The following is an 18,491-nucleotide window of genomic DNA, read 5'->3' as shown; positions in this document are numbered from 1 at the left end:
GGTGGACGGGCCGCTCCGCCACGACGTCGGACTGCTCGGCTCGCCCGCCTTCGAGATACCGCGGTCGGTGCTGCGGGACAGCACGTTCGAGGACGCGCCCTTCCTTGACCAGGAACCGACGAGGGGGCACGTACGTGACCTTGCTGGAATCCATCGGGGGACCACGGGACCTCGCGCCGCTCGGCGCACCGCAACTGGACGAACTCGCCGCAGACATCAGGACGTTCCTCGTGCAGGCGGTCTCCCGCAGCGGCGGCCACCTCGGTCCGAACCTCGGGGTCGTGGAACTCACCATCGCCCTGCACCGGGTCTTCGACTCGCCACGCGACCGGATTCTCTGGGACACCGGCCACCAGAGCTATGTGCACAAGCTCCTCACCGGCCGCCAGGACTTCTCCAAGCTACGGAGCAAGGGCGGCCTGTCGGGCTATCCCTCCCGCGCCGAGTCCGCGCACGACGTCATCGAGAACTCGCACGCCTCCACCGCCCTCGGCTGGGCGGACGGCCTGGCCAAGGCCAACGAACGGCTCGGCAGGGAGGACCACGTCGTCGCCGTCATCGGGGACGGTGCACTCACCGGCGGCATGGCGTGGGAGGCGCTGAACAACATCGCCGCCGCCAAGGACCGCCCCCTGATCGTCGTGGTGAACGACAACACCCGCTCGTACTCCCCGACCGTCGGCGGCCTCGCCGACCACCTCGCCACCCTCCGCACCACCGACGGATACGAACGCTTTCTGGCCTGGTGCAAGGAACTCCTGGAGCGCACGCCCGTCGTCGGACAGCCGTTGTACGGCTCGCTGCACGGGGCGAAGAAGGGGTTCAAGGACACCTTCGCCCCGCAGGGGCTCTTCGAGGACCTCGGCCTCAAGTACGTCGGACCGGTCGACGGCCACGACATCGCCGCCGTCGAGTCCGCCCTCGTACGGGCCAAGCACTTCCGGGGGCCCGTACTCGTCCACTGCATCACCGAGAAGGGCCGCGGCTACAGCCCCGCCCTGCGGGACGATGCTGACCGCTTCCACGCCGTGGGGGCGATGGACCCGCTGACCTGCCTCCCGCTGACCGCGCCCACCGGACCCTCGTGGACCTCCGTCTTCGGCGAGGAGATCGCCCGGATCGGTGCGGAGCGCCCCGACGTGGTCGCCCTCACCGCCGCCATGCTCCATCCCGTCGGGCTCACCGAGTTCGCAGCGGCCTTCCCCGACCGGGTCGTGGACGTGGGCATCGCGGAGCAGCATGCCGCGGTCTCGGCCGCGGGCATGGCCGCCGGCGGACTGCACCCCGTCGTCGCCGTCTACGCCACCTTCCTCAACCGGGCCTTCGACCAGGTACTGATGGACGTGGCCCTGCACCGCAGCGGCGTGACGTTCGTGCTCGACCGGGCCGGGATCACGGGCACGGACGGCGCCTCCCACAACGGCATGTGGGATCTGTCGGTGCTCCAGGTGGTGCCCGGACTGCGGATCGCCGCCCCGCGCGACGCCGACCAGCTCAGAGCGCAGCTCCGGGAGGCCGTCGACGTCCGCGACGCACCCACCGTCGTCAGATTCCCCAAGGAATCCGTGGGGGAGACCGTCCCGGCCGTGGGACGCGTGGGCTCCATGGACGTACTGCTCCGGGGCGAGCGCCCCGACGTGCTGCTGGTGGCGGTCGGGGTGATGGCCCCGGTCTGCCTGGGCGCCGCGGACCTGCTGAAGGGCGCGGGCATCGGCTGCACCGTCATCGACCCGCGCTGGGTCCGGCCGCTCGACGAGGAGCTCGCACCTCTCGCCGCCGGGCACCGGCTGGTCGCCGTCGTCGAGGACAACTGCCGTACCGGAGGCGTCGGCTGGGCGGTCGGGCAGGCGCTGCGGGACGCGGGAGTGGACGTCACCCTGCGGACCTTCGGGATTCCCGAGGAGTTCCTCGCCCACGCCAAACGCGGCGAGCTGCTCGCCGACGTCGGACTGACCCCGGTGGAGATCGCGGGCAGCATCGGCGCGGCACTCGCGGGACGGCCCGAGGATCCGGAGCGCCGTACGGACGAGGAGACGGCGGGACCTCGGGCGGTACCGCGACACGTACCGGTCGCCGGCAACGGCACCGGACCGGGACGAGGACGACTTGCGCGCGGAGAGACGAAGGAGACGAGCGGGGAATGAAGGACGACAGGGCGGCCGGCGCCGCGCACACCGACAGCGCCGCGCACACCGACAGCGCCGGCAAGGGCTTTGATCTCGCGACGCTGCTCGCCGAGCGCGGCGCCGAACGCTACGAACTGCACGCGCGCCACCTCAACCACCAGCTGCCGCGCATGCTGCACACCATCGGCTTCGACAAGGTCTACGAACGGGCCGAGGGTGCCTACTTCTGGGACGCGGACGGCGACGACTACCTCGACATGCTCGCCGGGTTCGGCGTGATGGGACTCGGCCGGCACCACCCGGTCGTCCGCAAGGCACTCCACGACGTGCTCGACGCCTCCCTCGCCGACCTCACCCGCTTCGACTGCCAGCCGCTGCCCGGCCTGCTCGCCGAGAAGCTCCTCACCCACAGCCCCCACCTCGACCGGGTCTTCTTCGGCAACAGCGGTACCGAGGCCGTCGAGACGGCGCTCAAGTTCGCCCGGTACGCCACCGGGAAACCGCGCGTCCTCTACTGCACCCACGCCTTCCACGGCCTCACCACCGGCTCGCTCTCGGTCAACGGCGAGGACGGCTTCCGCGACGGCTTCGCCCCGCTGCTCCCGGACACCGCCATCGGCCTCGGCGACCTCGACGCGCTGCGCCGCGAACTCAAGCGCGGCGACGTGGCGGCACTGGTCGTCGAGCCCATCCAGGGCAAGGGCGTGCACGCGGCGCCGCCCGGCTTTCTGCGCGAGGCCCAGGAACTCCTGCACCGGCACAAGGCGCTGCTGATCGCGGACGAGGTGCAGACGGGCCTCGGCCGGACCGGCGACTTCTACGCGTACCAGCACGAGGCGGGTGTCGAGCCGGACCTGGTCTGCGTCGCCAAGGCGCTCTCCGGCGGCTATGTGCCGGTCGGAGCCACCCTCGGGAAGGACTGGATCTTCAAGAAGGTCTACTCCTCCATGGACCGGGTGCTCGTCCACTCGGCGAGCTTCGGCTCGAACGCCCAGGCCATGGCTGCCGGGCTCGCGGTCCTCTCGGTGATGGAGGACGAGGAGACCGTCGCCAACGCCCGGCGCACCGGAGACCTGCTGCGGACACGGCTCGCCGCGCTGGTCGACCGGTACGAGCTGTTGCACGAGGTGCGCGGGCGCGGGCTGATGATCGGCATCGAGTTCGGACGGCCGTCGTCGATCAAGCTGCGCGGCCGGTGGACGATGCTCCAGGCCGCCCGCAAGGGACTCTTCGCGCAGATGGTTGTCGTACCGTTGTTGCAGAAGCACCGGATTCTCACCCAGGTGTCCGGGGATCATCTCGAAGTGATCAAGCTGATCCCCCCGCTGGTCATCGGTGAGCCCGAGGTCGACCGGTTCGTGACGGCCTTCGAGTCGGTGATGGACGAGGCCCACGGTGGGGGCGGCCTGATGTGGGACTTCGGCCGCACCTTGGTGAAGCAGGCGGTCGCCAACCGCTGACCCGTCTCCGACAGTTTTGCCTCTGAGGCAAGAAATTTGCCTCAGAGGAAAGTCGGTGGCGCAATGGAGGTATGAATCCTCCTGACGGAGGGGTGGCCGACGACCTCCCCGGCGTCGCTCCCCGCCTGCGCGAACTGCGCCGGAGCCGAGGCCTCACCCTGGAGGCCGCCGCGCAGCGCGCGGGACTCTCCCCGGCCCATCTCTCCCGGCTCGAAACGGGAAACCGCCAGCCCTCGCTGCCCGTACTTCTCGGCCTCGCCCGGATCTACGGTACGACCGTCTCCGAACTCCTCGGCGAGATCCCCCCGGAACGCGACGCGATCGTACGCGGTGGCCGGTTCGACGGCCCCGAGGCGGACGGCTGGATGTACCGCCGGGCCGGCGGTCCGGGCCGCGCCATGCAGGCGCTGCGCGTCCGCGTCCCGTACGGCGCCCAGGGCGACCTGGTGCGCGTCCACCCGGGGGAGGAGTGGCTGTACGTCCTCGAAGGGCGGCTGCGGCTCTCCCTCGGCGAAACCGCTCACGAGCTCGGGCCCGGCGACAGCGCCCACTTCGACTCGCTCACCCCGCACCGGATCGCCGCCGCCGGGCCGGAGGGCGCCGAGCTGATCTTCGTACACACCCTGTTGCAGAGCCCCGCCGCCGAGCTGTGCCTCGGCGACGGGACCCGTCGGCGCTGACCGCGCCCGGCACCCGGTGCCGCGCCCATTCCTCGTGCACCCGGCCCCGGGAGCACGTCAAGAGAGGACCGTCATGTCCGATTCGGAGCACTACGACCCGCTGACCCCCCGGCAGACCGGCGTCAACGCCCCCCGGGACACCCAGGAGCGGAAGATGCCGCGCGGGATGGTCATCCGGCTCATCGCCTACCTGGTCGCCGGGCACGTCATCGCCGCGTTCCTCTACATCCTGTTCGCCGTCGCGGGCGGCAACCAGTAGAGAATCCCGGGGACCGCCGGCACCGGCCTCCGTACAGTGGCCCGCATGGCGACGATCCTGCGGCACCCCCGGCCCGGAGCCACATGGGACTGGTGGGCGGTCGATGCGGCCGGCTTCCTCGTGCAGTTCAGCCACGGACCGGCCCCCGAACACCTGCTGGCGCACCTGGACCGGGTCGACGCGGCAGCGGCGTGGGCGGAAGGGAACCGCCCGGTGTGGTTCGGCCGCGACTCCTTGCCGCTGCACGCCTTCGGCTGCGTCGGCGAACTGCCGACCTACACCCGGTGCGGCGTCCCGGACTCCCCGATGCGGCTGGCCGACGCGCCTGCGGTCGTTGCCGAAGTCGCGGTCCTGGTCGAACTGGAACGAGCGGTCGGGAACACCTGGACGATCCACCTCGAAGAGGGGTGGGTCCGGGCGGCCCGACCGGGATCGCCCGGCTGACCGGAGCGCCCGCGACGTGATCGTGCGGCCTACGCTTCGTCCAGCAGCCGCTCGCGCAGCCGCTCCCGGGTCTCCCCGGAGAGTCCCAGCCCCTCGGCGAAGTAGCGCTCCGTGGTGCCCCAGTTCTCCTCGATCGTGGCGAAGGCCGCGTCCAGGTAGTCGATGTGCGCTCCGAAGAGCGGGTTGAGCAGGCTCATCACCTCGGTGGAGACCACGGGGTCCGCGCTGTCGCCGCGCCTCAGCCGGTACCGGCGGTGGGCGTCGTTGGACTTGAGGTAGTCCACCGCGATGGCCTCGCGCTCCACTCCGACCGCGAGCAGCGTCACCGCCATCGTCAGGCCCGCCCGGTCCTTGCCCGCGGCGCAGTGCATCAGCGCCGGCACGCTGTCCTCCGCCAGGGCGTGCAGTACCCGGCTGTGCTCGGCCGTACGGTCGGTGATGATCGAGCGGTACGAGGCGAGCATGCGTTCCGTGCCCTTGCCCTCGGCGAGCAGCGAACGCAGCTGGGCGATGTCGCCTTCGCGCACCAGCCGCCAGAAGCCCGCCCCGTCCGCCGGGTCGGAGAGCGGGATGCGGACGTTGCGCACGCCCGGAAGCTCGATGTCGAAGCCGTCGAGCTTCTGGTCGGCGGAGTTACGGAAGTCGAAGACCGTGTGCAGGCCGAGCCGGCCGAGGAAGACGGCGTCCTCGGCGGTGGCGGCGGCGAGGTGACCGCTGCGGAAGAGCCTCCCGTGCCGGACCCGTCGTCCGTCGGAGGTGGGCAGCCCGCCCACGTCCCGGAAATTACGGACCCCGCTCAGCTCGGGTTCGGCCGGCGAGAACTGCGGCACCTGCGTCACAGCGGCTCCTCGGTGCGTCTGCGCGCCGGCGCTGCTCGCCGACGTCGGCTCGTCGCGACCCTACGACATCGCTCCCCGGCGCCCGAGTACCGGCGGCCGGCCCCCCGGAGGCTGAAGATCCGTCATGAGTGACGTGCGCGACATGTCCGTATTGTATGGATTTCACGCAACATCGTCCGTTTATGGGGGAGATGGCGGGTGATCTCGTGAGCGGGATCATATCCGTGACCGTGCGTGGCCGAGAGGCCGGGCGGCAGTCCGTCCGTCGCGCGGAATGCCAAGATCCGTAATCCACGGAGGGTGACCGGAAAAGGAGGCCGAAATCGGCTCCCGGAATCCGTTCCGCTTGCGATGGCTTGTTCCGTCCGGCCCGGCTCGATTACGTTCGCCATCACTCCGGACGGACCGCCTAATCCTGCCGCCGCCCGGAATTCGCACTCACTGATGCGTGGCAGGAGCGGGGGACCCAGGTAAGCCGCCGACCGGAGTTGTTCCGGACGGCTCGGGGTGAAGTCGCGTTCAACGCGACCGGGCATCTCCAGCCCGAACCCGACAGCTCACCTCGTAGGCGCCGGAGAGGAATTCCCCCATGCCCATCCCGGGTAAGCACCGTCGTAAGAAGTCCGGCCCGATCGCTCGCGGCATCCTCGCCGTCGGAGCCGGCGGCGCCGTCGTCGCCCTGCCGCTCCTCGGAGCCACGGGTGCCCACGCCGCCGAGCAGTCGGCGCCCGCCGCCCAGTCCGCCCCGGCCGCCCAGCAGTCCGCCAAGACCTACAAGGTCGTCTCCGGCGACTACCTGGCGAAGATCGCCGCCCAGCACAAGATCAAGGGTGGCTGGGAGAAGCTCTACCAGGACAACCGCGAGGTCGTCGGCGACAACCCGAGCCTGATCCTCCCGGGCATGAAGCTGACCCTCGGCGCCCAGGCGTCCGGCTCGGCCTCCACCGCGTCCTCCGCCAAGGCCGAGGCCCCGAAGGCCGAGACGAAGACGGCGGCCAAGACCGAGACGAAGGCCGCCCCGGCGACCACGACGGAGTCCGCCGCGACCACCACCAAGGCCGCCGACAGCGACAGCACCGGCTGGACCACCCCGGTGGCCAACGCGACCGTCACCACGCAGTACCACGCCTCCGGCTCCATGTGGTCCAGCGGCTACCACACCGGCTCCGACTTCAGCGCCGCCACCGGCACCGTCGTCCGCGCCGTCGGCCCCGGCACCGTCGTCTCCGCCGGCTACGACGGCGCGTACGGCAACGAGGTCATCATCAAGCACGCCGACGGCATGTACTCCCAGTACGCGCACCAGTCGCAGCTGATGGTCTCGGTCGGCCAGACCGTCACCGGCGGCCAGCAGATCGGCCTCTCGGGTGCCACCGGCAACGTCACCGGCCCGCACCTCCACTTCGAGATCCGCACCACCCCGAGCTACGGCTCGGACGTGGACCCGATCGCCTACCTGCGACTCCACGGCGTCTCCATCTGAGACTCCTCCCCTTGACGAATCGTCACGATCCGTAAGGGCTTGGAGGGGCGGTGCGCGCAAGCGTGCCGCCCCTCTATTTATTCCGGCTTTACCAAAAACTGACCGGGTGGTCTATCTCACCCCACGTCAACCCCTTCTTACGGTCGCGTAGGTCACATGAAAAGGGGCAAGATATGTGGTCGTGGCAGACGATTCGAGAATCCAGAAGACAGACATCATCGGGTCGTACGCGGCGATCGGCGACAGTTTCACCGAGGGAGTCGGAGACCCCGGACCGGACGGGTCCTATGTCGGCTGGGCGGACCGTTTCGCGGTTCTCCTCGCGGACCAGCTTCCCGCCCTCGACGAGGCGACAGGCCCTGATTCCGTGCACGGGGAATTCCGGTACGCCAATCTCGCGGTACGCGGACGACTTCTCGACCAGATAGTCGAGGAGCAGGTACCCCGCGCCAAGGAGCTCGCGCCGGACCTGGTGAGCTTCTGCGCCGGCGGCAACGACATCATCCGGCCCGGCACCGACCCGGACGACCTGGCCGAGCGCTTCGAGCGCGCGGTCGCCGACCTCACCAACGCGGTCGGCACCGTCATGGTGACCACCGGATTCGACACCCGCGGGGTCCCGGTGCTCCGCCACATGCGCGGCAAGATCGCCACCTACAACGTCCACCTGCGGGCCATCGCGGACCGCTACCACTGCCCGGTGCTCGACCTCTGGTCCCTGCGTTCGATCCAGGACCGCCGGGCCTGGGACAACGACCGGCTCCACCTCTCACCCGAGGGGCACACCCGGGTGGCACTGCGGGCCGCACAGGTCCTAGGTCTGGAGACGCCGGCCGACCCCGACCAGCCGTGGCCCCCGCAGGCCCAGCGGAACACCTTCGAGGTGCGACGCGACAACATCCAGTGGGCGCGCGAGTACCTCGTCCCGTGGATCGGCCGCAGGCTGCGCGGCGAGTCCTCCGGCGACGAGGTCGCCGCGAAGCGCCCGGACCTGCTGCCGCTCTGAGCCGCGCATCCGGCCGCCGCGAGGCGCCGGGCGTTACACCAGGGGAAGCCGGAGACGTGACGGGCCCGCCGCGGCGGGCCCGGCCGGCGCCGCCGGAATCCGCTCCAGGACACCCCCGGCGAACACGTCGTACAACGGCAGCGACTCCAGGTGCACGTACCCGATGTGGCAGTCGCAGACCGCCAGCGGGCAGGCCCTCGGGCCGAGCGCCCGGCGGTAACTCCCGTCGTAGAGACTGCCCAGCTCCTCCTTGACGAAATGGCACCGGCGCACGGTGCCGTCCCCGTCCACCGAGATCACCGACTCCCCGGTCCGGCACGGCAGCCCCGCCGAGCGGTGCGGATGCCGGCTGTACGGGAACAGCGGGTCGAGCGCCGTCCAGCGCTCCGCCTCCGCGTCCGTGTACGTACGCCCCTCGGCGGCGTTCACCCACAGGTACACCCGCTCCGGCAGGTCCGCCCGCAGTCTCCGCGCCTCGGGGAGGTGCTCCTCGAAACCGACGACGCCCACGCTGTACCGCACCCCCGCCGCGGTCAGCTCCCGGCACTTGCCGAGGAACCGGTCGTACGGGGTCTGGCCGGGGTGGTACGTGCACCAGAGCGCCAGCCGCTCCGGGTCCGCCCCGGACAGCCAGCCCGTCCTGCCGCTGAGGTTCGTCTGGATCGCGACCCGAGCCACCTGCGGCAGGTGGGACAGCTCGACCAGCGCTCGCCGGTACCAGGACCGCACCAGCCCCTCGCCCCACGGGGTGAAGAGCACCGAGAGACGGTCCCCGGTCTGTGCGGCGACCCACGCCGTGAAGCGTTCGAGCGCCTCCCGGTCCGCCATGAGCTGTTCCCGGCTGTCCCGCCTCTTGGCGAACGGGCAGTACGGGCAGTCGTAGTCGCAGGAGGCGAGCGGGCCGCGGTAGAGGATCGTCAGGTCCATGGGCCGCTCACCTCGCCTCGTACGCGGCCATCGCGGCGCGCACGGCGGGCGAGAAGAGCGCGGGGCCGAGCGCGTCGGAGTGGGCGAGTCCTTCCGGGGACAGCCGCAGGAGGTCATGGCTGCCGTTGCCGCCGTCCAGCCAGCCGAGCTCCGCGAAGCGGGCCAGTTCCACGGGGAAGTCGTCCACGGGGTCGCTGCCGAACCGCCGCCGGTACTCGGCGCGCGGCAGCCCGGCGGCCTGGAGCAGTGACTGCAGGAGATGGCGGCGTTTGGGCTCGTCGCCGTCGATGGGCCGACCGACCTCCGCCCGGGAGAAGTCCTCGGTGGTGGTGAAGCGGTCGATGATGCTCCGGATTTCCGGCATGCCGACGGCGTAGTCGAAGGAGTAGTGCAGCGACGAGGTGTACGAGCGGGCGCCGCAGCCCAGGCCGACCATGCCGTCCGTCTGGCAGGCGTAGTCGTCGGGGCCCTCGTGGGGCGCGTCGGCGCGGCGGAACATCCGCATCGAGACCTGTTCGTACCCGTGGGCCAGGAGGTGGTCGCGGCCGGCGCGGTAGAGGTGGAGCCGCTGGGCGTCCCAGGCGGTGTCCGCCGCCGCCCGGGCCTCGGGGCCGCTGCCTTCGGCGAGGCGGCCGAGGCCGGTCAGGGGGCGCACGTACAGCGGGTAGAGGTACAGCTCCTCGGGGTGCCAGGCCAGGGCGGCATCCAGCGAGGCCAGCCACGACCGTGCGGTCTGCCCGTCGATGCCGTAGATCAGGTCGATGTTGAGGACCGGTATCCGGGTCTCGCGGATGCGGCCGAGCGCAGCTTCGACGTCGGCCCGGCGCTGCGGGCGCACCGCCGCCCTGGCCTCGCCGTCGACGAAGCTCTGCACACCGATGCTGACGCGGGTGGTGCCCCGGTCGGCGAGCACGGCGAGCCGGTCGGCGGTCGCCGTGGACGGGGAGGTCTCCACGGACAGCGGCACCGCGCGCAGATCGGCGCCCATCCTCTTCTCCGCGATGTCGCAGAGCCGGTCCAGCTCGCCCGCGGTCAGGAAGGTGGGCGTACCGCCGCCGAACGCGGCGGCGGCGAACCGTACCGGTCCGTGGTCACCCAGCGCGTCCCGTACGGCGGTCGCCTGCCGGTCGAGCGCGTCGAGGTAGCGGGTGGTCAGCTCGTCGGGGGCGCCGATCCGGGTGAAGAGGTTGCAGAAGCCGCAGCGGACCTCGCAGAACGGTATGTGGGCGTAGAGCTGGAGAGCGTCCTTGCACTCGCCGGCCCACAGCTCGCGCAGTGCGGGGCGGTCGCCGAGTTTCTCGTAGGCCGTCTTGTGGGGGTAGGCGTAGACATAGCTCTGGTACGGCCGCTCGGTGGCACCGGTGGCGGGTGTTGCGGCCGGGGCGGTGGGGACAGCGGTGGTCATGGTCGGGTCAGGCCCCCGGTTCGAGGAAGAAGTGGGCGTACGGAACCGTCCAGACGGCCTCGTGGCCGAGCCGGTGACCGGTGTACCCGTCGTCGCCGTAGGCGGTGCCGTGGTCGGAACAGACGATGGCGAAGCAGCGGCGCCGACTGCTCGCCGCCGCGAAGAGCCTGCCGATGTGCCGGTCCACGTACTCCAGCGCCGCCGCGTGGGTCGCGCGCGAGTCACCTGCCTCGGCGGTGGCGCCGGGCAGATGGAACCAGTTCGGCTGATGGAGCGCCGAGACGTTGACGAAGAGGAAGAGCCGCTGATCGGCCGGGAGCGCCGCCACGACCTCCTCGGCACGGGCGACCTGCGCCTCGAAGGAGGTCGGCGAGGACACGCCGAACTCCGGCTCCCAGTGGCTCTCCGCGAAGAGGCCGGGCAGCACCGACCCCAGAGGCGGCTGCCGGTTGAAGAAGCCGACGCCACCGACGCACACGGTGCGGTAGCCGGCCTCTTCCAGACCGCGCGGCAGGTCGGGGGAGTCGTACACGAAGGTGCGGCCGGCCGTCGTCTCGCTGCCGCCGAAGCGCGCGGCGAAGAGCCGGGGGTGGGGTCCGGGTGTGGCGGGGGTGGGCAGGAATCCGGCGAAGATCGCCTGGTGGGAGGCGTACGTGAAGCTGCCGGGCGCGTGCCGCTTCTCCCAGACACCGCCGGGGAGATGCCGGGCGAGATTCGGCAGGCGGCCCGCCGCCGCGAGTTCGACGGCGACGTCGTGACGGAGGGTGTCGAGCGTGACGAGCAGCAGATCGTGACTGCCGACGACGGCGTTCATGTCGGGTACGCCGCCGTCCCTGGTGTCGAAGGGGACGGTGCCGACGGGTGCCGAGCCGGTGGGCGCCGTGATGGCGGCGGCGGTGGCGACCGGGTGCGCCGCGCCGGTGCGATCGGTGGAGGCCGTGGCGGGTGTGAGGGGCGCGGGGTCAGGGGGCTGCGATGGCACGGTCGTTCCTTGCTCGTTCGTCGGATGCGTCGTGGTTGCTCGTGGGGGCGTCGGCGTGGGCCCGCACGACGGCGGCGACCTGCGCGGCGTAGGTGTCCTGGCCCTCGGCGCCGCTGCCGGGCAGACCGGTCAGGCCGGGCAGGAGATCACCGAACGCGTTGACCTCGCCCACGGCGAACCGCCGCCAGCCGGCCGCGGGCAGCAGATCGACCCCCACGCACCGGCTCCGGGGGAAGCAGGCGGCCGCGCGTTCGCAGAGAGCCAGTGCCCCGGACCAGCTCCCGCCTGCCGAGGACACCGCCTCACGGACCCGGCCCAGATCGCCGCGGGCTCCGCCGAGATGGAGATTGGTCATGGGGGAGCGGCTGGTCCGCACGACGGCGTGCGTCGCACGGCCCGCGACCACCACGACTCGCAGATCGGCGGACCGGCCCTGCTGCGAAGCCTTGGGGAGCCAGCGTTCGACGTGCAACCCGTCCGGTGCGAGGGCGTCCACCAGGGCCGCTACCTCCCGCTCGGTGGTGTACCGCCGCACCCGCAGAGAGTTGAACAGCCGCCCCTCCTCGCCGCGTTCCACCGAGGTGGTCGCCTGGACCCGCCCCGGGCCGGCCGTCTCCACGGCCAGCACCCCGGAGGCCGAGGAGCCGTGCGCCAACTTCACGAACACCCTGGGCATGCGGTGGTCCCGCATCAGCTCCCGTACGTGGTCCCAGCCCCGGACCGGAGCCGCGGAGGCTCCCGAGGTCGGCGAGGCGGGCACGGCCACGTCTGCCTCGTCGAGCACCGCATGGCACAGCCGCTTGTCGAACACCTGGGCCAACTCATCCGGAGAGCCGAGCAGTTCGCCACCCGCGGACGCCACTTCGGCGGCCACCGTACGGACGGCCGTGAGGAAGTTCGTGTACCAGAGGGCCGAGCCCTCCACGCGGGTCGGGTCGCCGACCCCGCGCAGCAGCCGGTCGACCTCCGGCTCCTCGCCCGGCGAGTCCAGACGCACCGACTCGCCGGGCAGAAAGTGCGCCCGGCCGTGCAGGACGTCCAGCCACGGCACGACCCGTGCCTCCGGCAGACCGGCGGCGAGAACCGCCTCCCGGAAGAAGACGACCCGGCGGTTGAGCGGGTTGCCGACGACGGCGAAACGCGGTTCCCGGCTCTGTCCCCGCCCCGGGCTACTCACTGACCGCGACATACCGCTCATCGTCCTCGTCCGGATCGAAGTCGGACGCGTCACCCGGATCCGCGTCCACCACGGCGGGCGCGCAGGCCGACACGATGCGTTGGAGCATCTCCTCGCCCAGGTAGTGATGGCGCAGGTCGAGACACGACAGATGCGACAAGGGCTGCCCGGCCAGCAGTGCCTCGCCGCCGGTGTCGCTCAGCGTGCCCATGGCCAGCGACAGTGAATCCAGCTGGGCGACGACGGGAGCCGACGCCAGGGCAGCGGCGATCTCGTCCTGGACGACACTGTTCTGCAGCCCGAGATGGCGCAGGGCCGGCAGCCCCCCGCCGGACAGCAGCGGAGCCAGGTCCTCTACCGTGGCGTCCCCGCCGTACCAGTCGGAGCCGAGCCACAGCTCCAGGCTCCGCAACGCGGGCAGTTCGCAAGCGCCGACCGCCCGTACGACGTGTCCGGGCAGCCCGCCCGACTCGAAGCGGAGGGACTTGAGTGAGGTGTGCCGCACGGGCCGCAGCCGGAGGGTCTCCCCGTCCTCAGGTTCCCCCGTGGTCCCGCCACCCCTGACGACGAGTTCTTCCAGGAGCGGATAAGCCTCCAGCGCCGGGGTGATGTCGCACAGTCGCAGCCACGACACCTCGCACTCCTCGCTCTCCACGTCGGCGAGGAACAGCCCGCGCAAGGACGGGAGACGGGCGGCGTCGGCCGCCAGGAGCTCGACCACCTGCGTGAGAGGGGTGTACTCGTCCTCCCACCAGGGGCCGATCAGCAGTGCCCGGACCTCCGAGGCGTCCACGGTGTCCAGAAAGTGCCGCCACAGAGCGGGGAAGTCGAGGTCGTCCTGCCAGGCGCTGTCGAGCCGCCAGGCGACCGCGTCCGCCGCCGGGAGGCTTCCGGCCGGTCCGGCGGCCGTCGGCTCGCCGGGAGCCGGCAGCACGTACACGGGCAGCCCGTGGAAGGTCTCCGGGTGCTCGATGTCCGTCGCGCGGCTCATTCCGCGACCGCCGTGTACCGGTTCTCGCGACCACCGTCGTTCCAGGGCTTGTTGCGGTCGGACAGGTCGACCCGGACGCCGTGCGGTTCCAGAGCGGCGGTGAGCCGCTGCTCCATCGCCTCGCTGAGGAAGTGGTGGTGGAGGTCGAGCGTATCGAGGTGGGTGAGCGGCTGGCCTTCGAGCAGCGCCGCCGCACCGTCGTCGCCCAGGACACCGTTCGACAGGTCCAGGGTGCGCAGGCGAGCGACCACCGGTGCTGAGGCGACCGCTCCGGCGATCTCCTCCTGGATCTCGCTGTTGCGCAGGCCGAGGTGGTGCAGAGCCAGGAAGCGCGTGCCGGAGAGCAGAGGCGCCAAGTCCGTGAGCTCCGTGTCACCGCCGTACGCCGAGACACCGAGCCAGAGGTCGAGCTTCTCCAGCGCGGGGAGTTCACTCTCCAGCACGCCGCGCACCACCTGCACGGGCAGGCCGCCCGACTCGATCGTGAGCGACCGCAGCGCGTCGTGCCGTACCGGAGGGAAGACCAGGCCGTCGCCGCCCCGCACACCCAGCTCCACCAGCCCGGGGAAGGCGTCGAGCAGCGTCGTCACGTCCGACTGTTCGATCCAGGAGATCTCCGCCTCCTCCAGGACCAGGTCACCGACGAACACGGCTTCGAGGGAGGTCAGCCGACTCGCTGCGGCGGTCACCAGACCTATCGGGTAGGAAGAGCGTTGCTCGGTCGTCTCGCCCCACTGACCGATGATCAGCGCCCGCACACCGGCCGGGTCCACCGTCGCCAGAAACAGGTCGAAGACCTCCTGCCACGTGACCTCCGGATCGTCGTACGGGTCGACCCTGAGCCGCCACGCCACGGCGCCGGCGCCGGGCAGCGAGCGCCCCTCGGCAGGGATCTCGAAATCGACGGCGGGAAGGCCGTGCAGCTCGCTCAGGTGGTTCGCAATGGTCATGACCCGAAGCTCCGGTGTGCTGGGGACGTCTGTCTGCCGCAAGGTGTATCAAGTGCCACTGACAGCGCCGCACCCGGGACGGGGAACGCCTCGGTCCGGCAGCTGTGACGCGTGCCGGTGCTCCCGTGATGCCGCGAGCCGGAGCGCCCGGACCGACGGATCCACGGGGTGATCCACCGGGTGGCGATCGCGCGGCGGACGGTCCGGGGGACCAGGGGGCGGACGCAGCGGCGCGGTGCCTCCGCCGACCGCGGGAACCCGCCGATGTCAGACCCACCTCCTAGCGTTCTCCACAGGGTTCGGCGCACGGGGCGCCGCACCGGAGGGGAGACGTCTGTGTACCGGCAGGGCGATGTGCTGATCATGGCGGTCGAGGAGTCCGAGGTGCCCGCACCGTTCCTGGAGGTGCCGGGCGAACTGCGCGACGGACGGGGCCGGTTGGTGTTGGCGCTGGGCGAGGTCACCGGACACGCGCATGCCGTGCAGGGCCCTGGCCGGCTGATACGCGAGGCGGGGACGTTCGGACCGATGCTGCTCCACCTCCCCGAGGGCGGGCGGGTCGTGCACGAGGAGCACGCCCCGATCGCGCTGCCCAAGGGCTGGTTCCGCGTGGTGCGTCAGCGGGAGTACGTCCCGGGTGCGTTCCGCGTCGTGGCGGACTGACGGGCGATCACCGGCACGGACGGGTGGACGCGCCGTGGGGCGCACCGGGGCAGGAACAAGAACAAGAGCTGGAACAAGAACAAGCGCTGGAACAAGAACAAGAACAGGAACGGGTGACCAGGGATGGCGAGGACGGAAATGATGACGCGGGACGTGACCTCGTGGCGGGCGGTGGCCTCGGCCACCGGCAGGGCCGACCGGATTGCGGCCGAGGAGGGCATTCGCCTGGCCTACCGCACGGCAGGCCGGGCGGAGCCGGGCCGGATCGTCTGGGTGGACTCGCCCCGGGCCGCGGTGGAGGCGGTGGAGAAGCTCGCCGACGCCGGGAAGTCGGTGCGCGAGGAGGTGCGCACCCGGCCGTGGAGTCGTGAACGCCGGAGTAAATACGACGAGTTGGGGGCGATGGGCTGGGCCGCTCTCTGGTCCGCCACCGGCGCGCAGCTGTGGGAGACCACCTCGGCTCTCGCCGAGCGCATCCGCGCGGGCGTGGTGGCCGAGCTCGCCGCGAACCCGGAGGAGGAGACGGCGGTGCGGCTGGTGCTGCTGGACGCGGTGCTGGGGCAGCACGACGCGGCGTGGCTCGCCGCCTTCGAGGACAGCGAGCCCCTGGCGGGCCTGGCCGAGGTGGCGCGCAACGCCGGGTGGTGGTGGCCCTACGAGAACGCGGTCGTCGTCGCCGAACGCCCCGAGACGCTCCATCGCGACGAGGCGGGCCGCCTCGACCGCGGGGACGGCCCGGCGCTCGCCTACCCGGACGGCTTCGCCCTCCACGCCTGGCGCGGCATGCCGGTGCCGGCCGCGTTCCTGGAGGAGCTCTCGGCCCTCACCCCCGAGCGGATACGCGAGGAGGCCAACGCCGAGCTGCGGCGCGTGATGCTGGAGCACTACGGCTACGACCGCTACCTGGAGGAATCCGGGGCGGAGCCGGTCCACCGGGACGAGACGGGCATTCTCTGGCGCATCCCGCTCTCCGGGGACGAGGACGTCGTGATGGTCGAGGTCGTCAACTCCACCCCCGAGCCCGACGGCACCAGCCGCACCTACTGGCTGCGGGTGCCGCCCGCGACCCGTACGGCGAAGGACGGGGTCGCCTGGACCTTCGGGCTCGGGGGAGAGCAGTACGCACCCGTGCGCCAGACGTGACGGAGGGTGGTCACACGCCACCACCGGCAGAAGGGCGTGCCGTCGGCCCGGCGGCGGAATCTTGCGGGGCGTGGACACGTTGGACGGATCATGACGTCTCTCGATACCGCGCAGGAAGACCTCCTGCGACTCGTCGGTGCCTCGCACGACGGGGTGCTCGTGACGCTGAGGAAGAACGGCCGCCCCCAGCTGTCGAACGTGAACCACGCCTACGACGCCGCCGCCCGGACGATCAGGGTCTCGGTGACCGAGGACCGGGCGAAGACGCGGAACCTGCGCCGCGATCCCCGGGCGAGCCTCCATGTGACGAGCGAGAACCGCGGCGCGTGGACCGTGGTGGACGGGACGGCCGAGCTGACTCCTCCTGCCGCCGATCCCCAGGACGCCACCGTCGAAGCGCTGATCACCCTCTACCGGGACGTACGCGGCGAGCACCCGGACTGGGACGACTACCGGCAGGCGATGGTGCGCGACCGCAGGGTCGTCCTCACCCTGCACATCGAGCACGTGTACGGGCAGCCGGGTGCCTGACGCGATACGAGTGGGGAGCCGGGCCGGTCCGGGGCGTGGTGCCCGCCCCGGGCGAACCCTCGCGCGGGCATGCCTCCCGCAGATAATGAGAAGAGACCGACTCCCCCAGGAGATGCTGTGACCGGCGCCGAATTCTTGACCCCCCTGCGCACCCGACTCCGCTCGATGCGCGCCGACGCGTTCGGGGCCGACCCCTCGGGGGCCCGGATGGAGCGCATCCGCCGCTCGCCCCACTTCGCCGACGGAGTGTTCCAGAATCCCGTCGGCGCCCGGACCCGGCCCTCGGGCTCCTCGTTGGAACTCGCGAAGACCTACTTCAGCAAGGAGCAACGGGCACGCAGGGCACCGCTCGGAAACATTCCGGTACACGCCACGACCTTCGCCGACCTGTCCCGGCCGCCGGCCTCGGGTCTCCGGGTGACCTGGATGGGCCATTCCAGCGTCCTCGCCGAGATCGACGGGAGCCGCGTGCTCTTCGACCCCGTCTGGGGCGAGCGCTGCTCCCCGTTCGACTTCGCGGGCCCCAAGCGCCTCCATCCCGCCCCGCTGTCGCTCGACGCGCTGGGGCCGGTGGACGTCGTCGTCATCTCCCACGACCACTACGACCACCTGGACCTGCCGACGATCCGCGCCCTCGCCCGGACGGACACCGTCTTCGCCGTGCCGCTCGGCGTCGGCGCCCACCTGGAGCACTGGGGTGTGTCACCCACCCGGCTGCGCGAGCTGGACTGGAACGAGAGCACGGAGGTGGCGGGCGTCCGGCTCACCGCGACCCCCGCGCGGCACTTCTGCGGACGCGGCGTGCGCAGCGGGCAGCACACCCTCTGGGCGTCCTGGGCGGTCGAGGGGGCCGAGCACCGGATCTACCACAGTGGCGACACCGGCTACTTCGCCGGATTCCGCGACATCGGAGCCGAACACGGCCCGTTCGACATCACGATGATCCAGATCGGGGCGTACTCCGAGTTCTGGCCCGACATCCACATGACGCCGGCCGAAGGGCTCCGCGCGCATCTGGATCTCCAGGGCGGCAGCCCTCGCGGTGTGCTGATGCCGATCCACTGGGGCACCTTCAACCTCGCCCCGCACCCGTGGGCGGAGCCGGGGGAGTGGACCCTCAAGGCCGCGGCCGCCCTCGGTCAGCCGGGCGCCTTCCCCATTCCGGGACAGCCTTTCGAGCCCGCCGGGGAACTGCCGTCCGAGCCGTGGTGGCGCTCCGTGGGTTACGTACCGGACCAGGAGTGGCCCGTTCCCGAACTGCCGGAGGGCTCGTCCCACGAGGCGCTCGAACTCGTCACGGAGGAGTGAGCGGGAACGTGACGCGACAGGGGTGGGCCCGGTGCCCCGGAACGTCGACGACGACCGGCACGGCATCGTCACCCCCGACGGCGGGCTGATGAACCCGAACCACTATCTGGCCGTCGC

Annotated in this window: 18 protein-coding genes and 1 riboswitch; of the genes, 11 read left to right on the top strand and 7 right to left on the bottom strand. The window is 71.5% G+C overall.

Annotation, left to right across the window (positions count from 1 at the left end):
* Nucleotides 1–134: 134 nt before the first annotated feature.
* The 5 genes from dxs (at nucleotide 135) to ACWD3D_RS18650 (ending at nucleotide 4,969) form a co-directional block, all read left to right on the top strand.
* Nucleotides 135–2,144: a 1-deoxy-D-xylulose-5-phosphate synthase gene (gene dxs, locus ACWD3D_RS18670; RefSeq protein ID WP_451461937.1), complete on the top strand. Its 2,010-nt coding sequence runs from the start codon at nucleotides 135–137 to the stop codon at nucleotides 2,142–2,144.
* On the top strand, nucleotides 2,141–3,586 hold the full coding sequence (locus ACWD3D_RS18665) for an aspartate aminotransferase family protein (RefSeq protein ID WP_451461936.1): 1,446 nt from the start codon (nucleotides 2,141–2,143) through the stop codon (nucleotides 3,584–3,586). Before dxs ends, ACWD3D_RS18665 begins: the two co-directional genes overlap by 4 nt.
* Nucleotides 3,587–3,657: 71 nt before the next feature.
* Nucleotides 3,658–4,266: a helix-turn-helix domain-containing protein gene (locus ACWD3D_RS18660; protein WP_451461935.1), complete on the top strand. Its 609-nt coding sequence runs from the start codon at nucleotides 3,658–3,660 to the stop codon at nucleotides 4,264–4,266.
* A gap of 73 nt (nucleotides 4,267–4,339) precedes the next feature.
* The gene (locus ACWD3D_RS18655) at nucleotides 4,340–4,525 is read left to right on the top strand and encodes a DUF6126 family protein (RefSeq protein ID WP_451461934.1); all 186 of its coding nucleotides are present in this window, start codon (nucleotides 4,340–4,342) and stop codon (nucleotides 4,523–4,525) included.
* Nucleotides 4,526–4,570: 45 nt separating this feature from the next.
* On the top strand, nucleotides 4,571–4,969 hold the full coding sequence (locus tag ACWD3D_RS18650) for a hypothetical protein (protein ID WP_451461933.1): 399 nt from the start codon (nucleotides 4,571–4,573) through the stop codon (nucleotides 4,967–4,969).
* 29 nt (nucleotides 4,970–4,998) lie between these two features.
* On the opposite strand, the gene ACWD3D_RS18645 is transcribed toward ACWD3D_RS18650, so the two are convergent.
* Complete coding sequence (locus ACWD3D_RS18645; RefSeq protein ID WP_451461932.1) at nucleotides 4,999–5,808, bottom strand: tyrosine-protein phosphatase; 810 nt, start codon at nucleotides 5,806–5,808, stop codon at nucleotides 4,999–5,001.
* A gap of 429 nt (nucleotides 5,809–6,237) precedes the next feature.
* A riboswitch (cyclic di-AMP (ydaO/yuaA leader) is annotated at nucleotides 6,238–6,394 on the top strand.
* Between the two features lie 3 nt (nucleotides 6,395–6,397).
* On the opposite strand from ACWD3D_RS18645, the gene ACWD3D_RS18640 reads away from it, so the two are divergent.
* Nucleotides 6,398–7,291, top strand: a complete 894-nt coding sequence (locus ACWD3D_RS18640) for a LysM peptidoglycan-binding domain-containing M23 family metallopeptidase (RefSeq protein ID WP_451461931.1) — start codon at nucleotides 6,398–6,400, stop codon at nucleotides 7,289–7,291.
* 181 nt (nucleotides 7,292–7,472) lie between these two features.
* On the top strand, nucleotides 7,473–8,297 hold the full coding sequence (locus ACWD3D_RS18635; RefSeq protein ID WP_451461930.1) for an SGNH/GDSL hydrolase family protein: 825 nt from the start codon (nucleotides 7,473–7,475) through the stop codon (nucleotides 8,295–8,297).
* A gap of 33 nt (nucleotides 8,298–8,330) precedes the next feature.
* On the opposite strand, the gene ACWD3D_RS18630 is transcribed toward ACWD3D_RS18635, so the two are convergent.
* The 6 genes from ACWD3D_RS18630 to ACWD3D_RS18605 all read right to left on the bottom strand — a co-directional run bounded on the left by ACWD3D_RS18630 (nucleotide 8,331) and on the right by ACWD3D_RS18605 (nucleotide 14,729).
* Nucleotides 8,331–9,224, bottom strand: coding sequence for an STM4011 family radical SAM protein (locus ACWD3D_RS18630; protein WP_451461929.1), 894 nt, complete (start codon nucleotides 9,222–9,224; stop codon nucleotides 8,331–8,333).
* Nucleotides 9,225–9,231: 7 nt separating this feature from the next.
* Entirely contained in the window at nucleotides 9,232–10,629 is a 1,398-nt protein-coding gene (locus tag ACWD3D_RS18625; RefSeq protein ID WP_451461928.1) for an STM4012 family radical SAM protein, read from the bottom strand.
* Between the two features lie 7 nt (nucleotides 10,630–10,636).
* A complete protein-coding gene (locus ACWD3D_RS18620; RefSeq protein ID WP_451461938.1) occupies nucleotides 10,637–11,443 on the bottom strand; it encodes an STM4013/SEN3800 family hydrolase in 807 nt (268 codons plus the stop codon).
* A gap of 148 nt (nucleotides 11,444–11,591) precedes the next feature.
* Nucleotides 11,592–12,800: an STM4014 family protein gene (locus ACWD3D_RS18615; RefSeq protein ID WP_451461927.1), complete on the bottom strand. Its 1,209-nt coding sequence runs from the start codon at nucleotides 12,798–12,800 to the stop codon at nucleotides 11,592–11,594.
* Nucleotides 12,781–13,779, bottom strand: a complete 999-nt coding sequence (locus tag ACWD3D_RS18610) for an STM4015 family protein (RefSeq protein ID WP_451461926.1) — start codon at nucleotides 13,777–13,779, stop codon at nucleotides 12,781–12,783. Before ACWD3D_RS18610 ends, ACWD3D_RS18615 begins: the two co-directional genes overlap by 20 nt.
* A complete protein-coding gene (locus tag ACWD3D_RS18605; RefSeq protein ID WP_451461925.1) occupies nucleotides 13,776–14,729 on the bottom strand; it encodes an STM4015 family protein in 954 nt (317 codons plus the stop codon). Before ACWD3D_RS18605 ends, ACWD3D_RS18610 begins: the two co-directional genes overlap by 4 nt.
* 336 nt (nucleotides 14,730–15,065) lie before the next feature.
* Between ACWD3D_RS18605 and ACWD3D_RS18600 the strand changes: the two genes are divergently transcribed.
* The 4 genes from ACWD3D_RS18600 (at nucleotide 15,066) to ACWD3D_RS18585 (ending at nucleotide 18,374) form a co-directional block, all read left to right on the top strand.
* Nucleotides 15,066–15,392: a hypothetical protein gene (locus tag ACWD3D_RS18600; RefSeq protein ID WP_390961631.1), complete on the top strand. Its 327-nt coding sequence runs from the start codon at nucleotides 15,066–15,068 to the stop codon at nucleotides 15,390–15,392.
* A gap of 123 nt (nucleotides 15,393–15,515) precedes the next feature.
* The gene (locus ACWD3D_RS18595; protein ID WP_451461924.1) at nucleotides 15,516–16,535 is read left to right on the top strand and encodes a DUF6745 domain-containing protein; all 1,020 of its coding nucleotides are present in this window, start codon (nucleotides 15,516–15,518) and stop codon (nucleotides 16,533–16,535) included.
* A gap of 90 nt (nucleotides 16,536–16,625) precedes the next feature.
* The gene (locus ACWD3D_RS18590; RefSeq protein ID WP_451461923.1) at nucleotides 16,626–17,066 is read left to right on the top strand and encodes a PPOX class F420-dependent oxidoreductase; all 441 of its coding nucleotides are present in this window, start codon (nucleotides 16,626–16,628) and stop codon (nucleotides 17,064–17,066) included.
* A 117-nt stretch (nucleotides 17,067–17,183) separates the two neighbouring features.
* Complete coding sequence (locus tag ACWD3D_RS18585) at nucleotides 17,184–18,374, top strand: MBL fold metallo-hydrolase (protein ID WP_451461922.1); 1,191 nt, start codon at nucleotides 17,184–17,186, stop codon at nucleotides 18,372–18,374.
* Nucleotides 18,375–18,491 lie beyond the last annotated feature (117 nt).

Source organism: Streptomyces sp. NPDC002690 (assembly GCF_053592415.1).
Note: the sequence above shows the minus strand (reverse complement) of the source record. Positions and strands in the feature narration are given on the sequence as shown.